This window comes from Mycobacterium sp., assembly GCF_035499775.1.
GTDB lineage: Bacteria > Actinomycetota > Actinomycetes > Mycobacteriales > Mycobacteriaceae > Mycobacterium.
The window spans coordinates 1-7,938 of the sequence record NZ_DATJYB010000634.1 but is presented as its reverse complement, the minus strand read 5'-3'; the positions used below and the strand labels follow the sequence as shown (position 1 = coordinate 7,938).

Annotated in this window: 5 protein-coding genes and 1 pseudogene; 2 read left to right on the top strand and 4 right to left on the bottom strand. The window is 66.2% G+C overall.

Going from position 1 to position 7,938, the window contains the following annotated elements; genetic code table 11:
* From VML93_RS37900 to VML93_RS37890, 3 genes are all read right to left on the bottom strand, one after another.
* A partial coding sequence (locus VML93_RS37900) for a serine/threonine-protein kinase (protein ID WP_325618934.1) occupies positions 1-624 on the bottom strand: 624 nt, incomplete at its 3' end.
* A 276-nt stretch (positions 625-900) separates the two neighbouring features.
* Positions 901-2,196: a sensor histidine kinase gene (locus VML93_RS37895; protein ID WP_325618932.1), complete on the bottom strand. Its 1,296-nt coding sequence runs from the start codon at positions 2,194-2,196 to the stop codon at positions 901-903.
* Positions 2,197-2,427: 231 nt separating this feature from the next.
* Positions 2,428-3,591: an NDMA-dependent alcohol dehydrogenase gene (locus VML93_RS37890; protein WP_325618930.1), complete on the bottom strand. Its 1,164-nt coding sequence runs from the start codon at positions 3,589-3,591 to the stop codon at positions 2,428-2,430.
* A gap of 207 nt (positions 3,592-3,798) precedes the next feature.
* Between VML93_RS37890 and VML93_RS37885 the strand changes: the two genes are divergently transcribed.
* Together VML93_RS37885 and VML93_RS37880 are read left to right on the top strand one after the other, a co-directional pair.
* On the top strand, positions 3,799-5,091 hold the full coding sequence (locus VML93_RS37885) for a hypothetical protein (protein ID WP_325618928.1): 1,293 nt from the start codon (positions 3,799-3,801) through the stop codon (positions 5,089-5,091).
* 136 nt (positions 5,092-5,227) lie between these two features.
* Positions 5,228-6,745: pseudogene (locus tag VML93_RS37880) on the top strand (NHL repeat-containing protein); the annotation flags it as partial.
* A gap of 29 nt (positions 6,746-6,774) precedes the next feature.
* Here the strand turns inward: VML93_RS37880 and VML93_RS37875 are convergent.
* Positions 6,775-7,503, bottom strand: a complete 729-nt coding sequence (locus VML93_RS37875; RefSeq protein ID WP_325618936.1) for a hypothetical protein — start codon at positions 7,501-7,503, stop codon at positions 6,775-6,777.
* Positions 7,504-7,938 lie beyond the last annotated feature (435 nt).

The window sequence follows — 7,938 nt, the reverse complement described above, 5'->3', positions numbered from 1 at the left end:
GTGAAAAGCTGTGGCCGCCAACGCGTATTGGTCGGCCCGGCCGTCAAGCGGCTCACCCAAGAGCTGCTCGGGCGCAGCGTATAAGACGGTGCCGACCGTCATATTGGTGGCGGTCAGGGAGCCGGGGTCGTCCACGCGGCGGGCGATGCCGAAGTCGGCCAGCAACGCCCGCGATCCGGTCTTCGATCGCGAAATCAAGATATTGGCCGGCTTGACGTCCCGGTGCAACATCTGGTTGTCGTGCGCGCAATCCAGCGCACTAGCAACCCCGGTGACAATCTGTACGACCTTTTCGGGCGGCAGGCCATTGGGGCGGTCCTGCAGGAGGCGCGCGGCATCCGTGCCGTCCACGAAATCCATGGAGATCCACAGTTGACCGTCGAATTCGCCGCGATCGTGCAGGGCCACGATATTTGGGTGCCACAGGGCCGCGACGATTGCGGCCTCGCGATCGAACCGCTCCCGATACTCGGTGTTATCCGTCAGCACCCCCGGCAGCACCTTCAGAGCTTCACGCCGCGGCAATCGCGGGTGTTGGACGAGGTACACCTCGCCCATACCCCCAGCGCCTAGCAAACGCAGGATCGTGTATCCGGCAAAGACTTCGCCCTCAGCTAGCGACATCGACAACGCCTTGCTCCGGACCCGCGCAGACCCTTGTGGGCGGCCCTTTGCCGGCGCCGCCTCGGGACCCCCCGTAGGTGCGATGGTGGCATGCGTGGGCATATTAGTTGACGGTCGTCGAAACCGGCACGGCGACAGGCGCCAAGACCGTGGAGGCGGTGGCGTCGACTTCGCGATCCATGGCTGATGGCAAAAAGCTGCGATGCGTGACGACGCCCTACATCGCAGCCGAATGAGCCACTCTCAACACCGACGGCGTACCGGACCAGGGCGAGGTCACCGGTATCCGCGCAGTTCCGTGCTGCCTGGTTGCATCGCGGTGGCGGTGGCGGCGGTGATACGGGTGCCACGTCCGGGCGCGGTGTCGATAGCGAGGTGTCCGCCGATGGCTAACAGGCGGTCGGTCATATTGGTCAGCCCGAAGCCGCTGGTCGCCGGGTCGAATCCGCGGCCGGTGTCGCTGATCGTGAGGGTAAGCATCCGGTCGTCGACATGGGCGGTGATCGTGACCGTGGTGTCGGGGCCGCCGTGTTTGGCGGCGTTCTGCAGCGCCTCGCTGCAGCAGAAGTAGAGGGCGGCCTCGATCGAAGCGGGGTAGCGGCCCAGATCCTGCAGGTTCAGCGTCACAGGAACCGGGGCGTGCGCCGCGATCGACGGCAAGGCCTGGGCCAGCCCGCCGCTGACCAGCAGCGCGGGGTAAATCCCGTGGGCGAGTCTGCGGATCTCGGCGATCGCGGTTTCCAGCAGCCCGGAGGCCTCGGTGAGCAGCGGCCGACACCGGTCGTGTTCGGCGCTGCGGGCAAGTTGGATGAGCACCGCCAGGGCGACAAGGTGCTGTTGGGCACCGTCATGCAGGTCGCGTTCGAGGCGGCGCCGTTCCTCGTCAGCGACGGCGATCAACCGGGTTCGTGACGCCGCAAGTTCGGTGATCTGCTTGTTGTTCCACACAACCAGCAGAAGGTGAAAGGCAACGATCGGCAGTGTCGCGACAATGAATGCAGTCTCGATCCAGCGAGGCGCTTGTCCGGACAGGTGCGAAATATTCTGAAAGCGTGCCAGCGCGCCCAGAGCCAGTACGCAACCGGTGGTAATCACAGCGAAAGCCAGCCCTCGCCGCCAGCGGATGTAGGGCACGGCGATAACGACGGGCATCACGACCGACAAAACCATCACCGGCAACAGGGCCGGTGCAATGAACGTAATGAGCAAAATGACGACCCACTGACCGATACAGGCCAGCGTGATCGATTGCTGATATCTGCTGTGCCGCGCCAGGAGCAGCGCAGCGACTAACACGACACATTGCGCGGCGCAGGCCCCGACGATGGCCAGCAACCAGGGAGATCGCAGCACATACTCGTACTCCCACAGCGGCAGCAACACACCACTAACGAAGTACATGGCCAGGTAACCGACTAGGAACAGCTGAAGACGTTCCGCCTCATGATGGTGAATGAGGTTGCGGCCCAACGAAGACGACGACCGGACCGCCGCGAGAAAGAGGACCTTCGGCACCCGCCAGTAGGGCACCGATCCGTCCGCCGCCGTGGCCCTCAGTGGGCTGCTCGCCATAATCGGGTCGCCATATCTGAACTCAGGTGCTGTTTGTGCAGAGGGGCGGCGGCGCCGCAATCGGCCGCCGCAGTAGGAAGGTCGTCGACGTCCCAAACTCGCACCACCTCGTCGGCCACCTTGGCATCGTGTCGGACGGATCTGTCGCACACCATGGTGCAGACACCACACTTCGCACGGAATTGCGGACGTTAACGCGCAGCGATCGCCGTAGTTCTGCCAGACGCGCGATTACCGAAAGTCGATCAGCCCGCGGATATTTCGGCCTTCCCGCATATCGTCGAACGCCTCATTGATCTGCTCGAGCCGATACCGCCGGGTGACCAGCTCATCGAGTTTCAGCCTGCCCTCCCGATACATGGACAGCAGCATCGGCGTGCTGGCACGCGGGTTCATGCCACCGCCGAGCACGCCCTTGAGCTGCTTGGCCGACAACACCATGTCGTTGAGCACCAGCGGCACCGGCAACTCGTCGTACCGGCCAAGCCCGGTGAGCACGCACGTGCCGCCCTTGCGAGTCAACATCATCGCCGGGGAAATGAGATCTGTCGGCACCACACCAGGCGTCAGCACCACCCGGTCTGCCATCACACCGCGTGTCAGATCCCGCACCAGTGGGACGGCCTCCTCGACAGACGCCACGGCGTGGGTAGCGCCAAAAAATGGCGCCGACTCACGTTTGAATGCAACGGGATCCACGGCGACCACGTATTTGGCCCCCACACCGCGGGCGCCCTGCAATGCGTTCATCCCGACGCCGCCGACGCCGATCACCACGACGGTGTCGCCGACCTCGGTACCCGCCCCGACCGTCGCCGAACCCCACCCGGTGGTGACCCCACAGGACACCAGCGATCCCGCGTGGAACGGAATGTCGTCGTCGATCTTGATCACCGACGATTCGGCGGCTACTACGTACTCGGCGAAGGTGCCCAGCTGGGTCATCGCGGTCAGGGCCCCGTCGCCCAGATGACGCCGCCGCGTGCCGTCGGTCGTCATCTCCTTCGATACCGTGCCCGCCCCGAGGTCGCAGAGGTAACTCAGACCAGACGAGCACCACCGGCACGACCCGCAGGCGGGGATGAACGACGTCGCAACGCGGTCACCGGGTTGCACCGACCGCACGCCGGGCCCGACCTCGTTGACGACACCGGCGCCCTCGTGTCCGCCCAGCATTGGGTACAAGTCCGGCGGCGCAATCCCATTCGTCTCCATGATCGCCGTCAAGCGGTGCCCGGCTACACCGTCGCCCGTTGCGTAGTGGTCGTCGGAGTGACAGATCCCCGCGACCGCCATTTGCACCAGCACCTCGCCGGCACGCGGCGGGTCGAGGTCGATCTGGCAGACGTCCCAGATCTTGCCCGCGCCGCGCAACACCGCCCCGCGACACTTCATCGGTCACCATCCCGTCCCTCGCGGATGACGCTATTCGTTCGGCCCGAGCATCCCACTTGCCGAACACGCGGTCGATGCCCACGCGGCGCTACCTCAGTGGCGGCGCGCCCGCAAGAAACTCGCAAGGTATTCGTGGCATCGTTGCCACGATCGCCGTGCCACGGCGACTGCTTCCGACTGCGTACCGCTCGCGGGAAAGGAACCGAAATGAGCACGAGTTCGCGCCACTGCACCCGCGGCTGTGAAGCCCCGGGGGCCGGTGCCGACCTTGCATCCGTCCCGGGCAGGACGTGGCGAAGCCGCGCCGGCCTCGTCGCGCTGGCCGCGGTACTGGCGGCTGGGTGCTCGTCGACCGGCACGACCGGCTCGCACCCCCCGGCGGGCGACCCCGCGATGCCGACCGCGGCTGCACAGATGGCGGCTCACGGCGTCGAGAGATCGATCGGCGACGTGCCCTGGTCGCAAGTCGGTCCGGGCTGGATGCTCGCCAAGTGGAGCCCGGCCGTCAGTGTGGCTAACGGCGAACCACCGCCCGCAGGCTCGCCCGCACGCGACACGGTCCCCGTCACGCTGTACCTCGTCGACCCGGCGGGCGGCCGCTACCCGATCACCACCTTCCCGCCAAACGCTGAACCCAACTTGATCGAGTGGTCGGGCGACGGCAGCCACGCCCTTTTCACCTCTGAGGGTCCCGGATCGTCGACGGTGATCACCGAGCTCGACCTGCACAACGGCACGCGCAGCACGTTCACCGTCAACGGCTCGTCGGTCGCCCCTCACTACACCCGCCCAGACGGCAAGGCCGTGCTGCTGACGGTGGACAACCGCAAGCTGATGCGGGTCGACCTTGCCGGCAATCCACAGCTGACCTATCCGACGGACAAGCTCGCGAGCACCTTCAACGGTCGGTACCTCTCGACTCCGGACGGCACGCAACTGGTGCTGGGTACCGCCTCCGGCCTGGCGCTGATGGGCAACGACGGCACAGTCGGTAAGGCGCTGCCGGTTGCCGGAAGAACCGGCTGCTCACCGGTGCGGTGGTGGGACGAAGGCGCGAAAGCCGTCCTCGCCAGCTGCCTCGCCGCCCACCAGCCCCAACAGCTCTGGCTGGTCCCCATCGACGGTTCAGCACCGACGCCGCTGACCGCGCCGATCACGGACCCGGCGTCACAAGACACCGGCGATATAAACGCGTGGCAACTGCCGGCCGGCACCTATGTCCAGTACGAGGGCGGATGCGGCGCCATCCACCTCGGCAAGCTCAACCCCGATGGCACGGTGTCCAAAGTGTCGGTACCCAATGTCGACCCCAGCCACAGCATCTACGTGATCGGCGTCCACGGCGGGAACCTCGACCTCAAAGCCACGGTCGCCGGTTGCGGACCCGCGCAGTCGCTGCTCGAGTACGACCCGGCCGCCGGCACCACGACCGTTCTGCTGGGGCCGCCGCTCAACGGCGGGGCGGTCATCAGCGCGGTGCCTTACCCGGGCCAGCAGTAGCGTGCGACCGCGCCGGCGGCTGTGGCGACAACGCCGAAACGCTGCGATCGTCGCACTCGCGGTTGCCGTCATCGGCGTCGCAGCGTGTCACTCGTCGCCACGGTCGACGCCCGCACCCCAACAAACCGTGCTGCAGTTGACCGGTCTCAACCACCCCGCCGGTGTCGCGGTGGACGCCTCCGGCGCGGTCTACGTCGCCGACAGCGGCAACAAGCGGGTGGTCAAGTTGCCGGCCGGGTCCAACACCCAGACGGTGCTGCCGTTCACCGGCCTCGACTACCCCGACAGCGTGGCGGTAGACGCCGCCGGCGCGGTCTACGTCACTGACGACCACAACAACCGGGTGGTCAAGTTGGCGGCCGGGTCCGACACCCAGACGGTGCTGCCGTTCACCGGCCTCAACGGCCCGGATGGCGTGGCAGTGGATGCGGCCGGCGCCGTCTACGTCGCCGACTACCTCAATGGCCGGGTGGTGAAGTTGCCGGCCGGGTCGACCACCCAGACGGAGCTGCCGTTCACCCATCTCGAGTTCCCGCGCGGTGTCGCGGTGGACGGTGCCGGCACCGTGTACGTCGCCGACTTCGGCAGCAAGCGGGTGGTGAAGCTGGCGGCCGGGGCGAACTCCCAGACCGTACTGCGGTTCAACGACCTTCAAGGCCCCATTGGGGTGGCGGTGGACACCGCTGGAAGGGTTTCTGTCACAGACTATTTCAATAATACGGCGGTGACGTTGGCCGCCGGATCGTGCAGCCAGACGGCGCTGCCGTTCACGGGCCTCACCGGCCCCGAGAGTGCGGCGGTGGACACCGCCGGAAGTGTGTATGTGGTCGACGGCCAAAACAACAGAGTGGTGAAGCTCTCGTCGGCGCAGTCAACGGCGCCGCCGGCATGCCGACAAACGGTGCTGCCGTTCAGCGGCCTCGACGATCCGTGGGCGGTGGCGGTGGACACCGCCGGCAATGTCTATGTCGCCGCCAACAGTACCGCCGGCGACAATCGCAACCGGGTGGTCAAGTTGGCGGCCGGGTCGAACACCCAAACCGACCTGCGGTTCACCGGCCTCGGCTTCCCCGAGGGCGTGGCGGTCGACACCGCCGGCAACACGTACGTCGTCGACAACACGAACAACCGAGTGTTGAAGTTGGCGCCAGAATCCAATATCCAGACCGTGCTGCCGTTTTCCGGCGTCGGCCCCCGAAGTGTTGCGGTCGACACCGCCGGCGATGTCTTCGTCACCGATTACCGCAACAATCGGGTAGTGAAGTTGGCCGCCGGGTCGAGCACGCCAACGGTCCTGCCGTTCACCGGCCTCACCGGCCCGGAAGGCGTTGCGGTGGACACCGCCGGCGATGTCTACGTCGTCGACTTCAACAAGGTCCTGAAGCTCGCGGCCGGATCGAACACCCAAACCGTCCTGCCGTTCACCGTCCCCGGCAACATCGGCACCCTGCACGGTGTGGCGGTGGATAAGGCGGGCGCCGTCTACGTCGCCGACTCCGTGAACAAGAGAGTCCTGAAGCTCGCGGCCGGGTCGAACACCCAAACCGTCCTGCCGTTCGTCGGCCTCGGCGACCCTTGGGGGCTGGCGGTGGGCACGGCCGGCGCCGTCTACGTCACCGACCGCAGCAACGCCGAGGTGATCAAGCTGGCGGCGGGCTGATAGGCCGCAGTGCACTCCGACGGTCAGTTGACTCGGCGCACGTTCTGGGCAACCACTGTAGAACCGTCCCAACGCAGGTCGGCCATCATCTTCACGGTCGGACAACATGCTCCATCATTCGGACCATTGGCCAGCCACGTGACATGTGCGACGCGGTCAGAGATGGACAATTCGGTCACGATTTCACGGCCACCGTGGGTAAGGTCGCCGAGGTCGATTCCACCCAGCAGCCTGGGCCCGACGGTACGGAACTGCGGGCCCGGCGTGTAGAGCTGCACACTCTCCGGCCACCCCACCCCACCGGCATTGCAGTGGATGACCATCGCGGCGTCGCCTCCGCCCCCCGTCAGGTCGCCGAACGCCACCTTGTAGGCGCCGGTGTCATAGTTCAACGCGATCCCGACGCTTCCGGGATGCCCCTCTTGTGGCGGCAAGTGCCCGCCTGTCAGTTGGCCTGGATCGTGCTCGCACAGCGCCGGCACGGGCGCGCGCTGCAAGTACTCGAATGTGACCGCGCCCGCGCCGGGCTTGGGCACCGTGGTCGCCGTACTGGTCTTGGACATCTCTGTCGCCGGACTGGTTTTGGGCACCTCGGTGCCGTGCGCACAGCCGGCCACCGCAACGGCCGACAGAAGGCCGATCAGCTTGACGGCCCGGGACTGAAGCCGCACTCGCCGGTGCGAAACCGCGGCGCGCACATCGGGTCCGCCTCGCTTGAGGCGATCATTGGTCGCGTCCATCAGTGTCACCATCGTCACCCTAGCCATTAGAACTCGCGCGACTCAACGAGTGAAGTGACCCGTGTCGCTGTCGCTGCACGTCACTCCTGCGCTCGCTGCGCCTTTTGATGCCTTCAGCCGCAAACCTTCACGAATTTCGCGAACGCAGCGCAGCCAGGAGCAAATGCCGGTGAGCACAGCGGATTGACGCTGCAGCGACCGCCACGCCCGCGACCGCGGTGGGGATGGAGTGGTACGCCGGCATACCAACTCCGGTTGAAGTCTTGTGTCCCCGATACAAAGCGCCGATCGCTTCGAGATGGGAGAGTGCTAGCACGCTCAAACGGAGAGGACTGTCGGTGCGTTCGGACGAGTACATCCTTGTCGGCGCAGGCTCGGCGGGAACCGTGGTCGCGAGCCGACTGTCGAAGACCGCGGCGGCCGACCTCATCCATGAAAGCCATTGAG

Excerpts from the sequence above, each read along its gene's own strand:
- VML93_RS37895 (WP_325618932.1), bottom strand. The coding sequence starts at position 2,196 with ATGGCGAGCAGCCCACTGAGGGCCACGGCGGCGGACGGATCGGTGCCC.
- VML93_RS37890 (WP_325618930.1), bottom strand. The coding sequence starts at position 3,591 with ATGAAGTGTCGCGGGGCGGTGTTGCGCGGCGCGGGCAAGATCTGGGAC.
- VML93_RS37885 (WP_325618928.1), top strand. The coding sequence starts at position 3,799 with ATGAGCACGAGTTCGCGCCACTGCACCCGCGGCTGTGAAGCCCCGGGG.
- VML93_RS37875 (WP_325618936.1), bottom strand. The coding sequence starts at position 7,503 with ATGGTGACACTGATGGACGCGACCAATGATCGCCTCAAGCGAGGCGGA.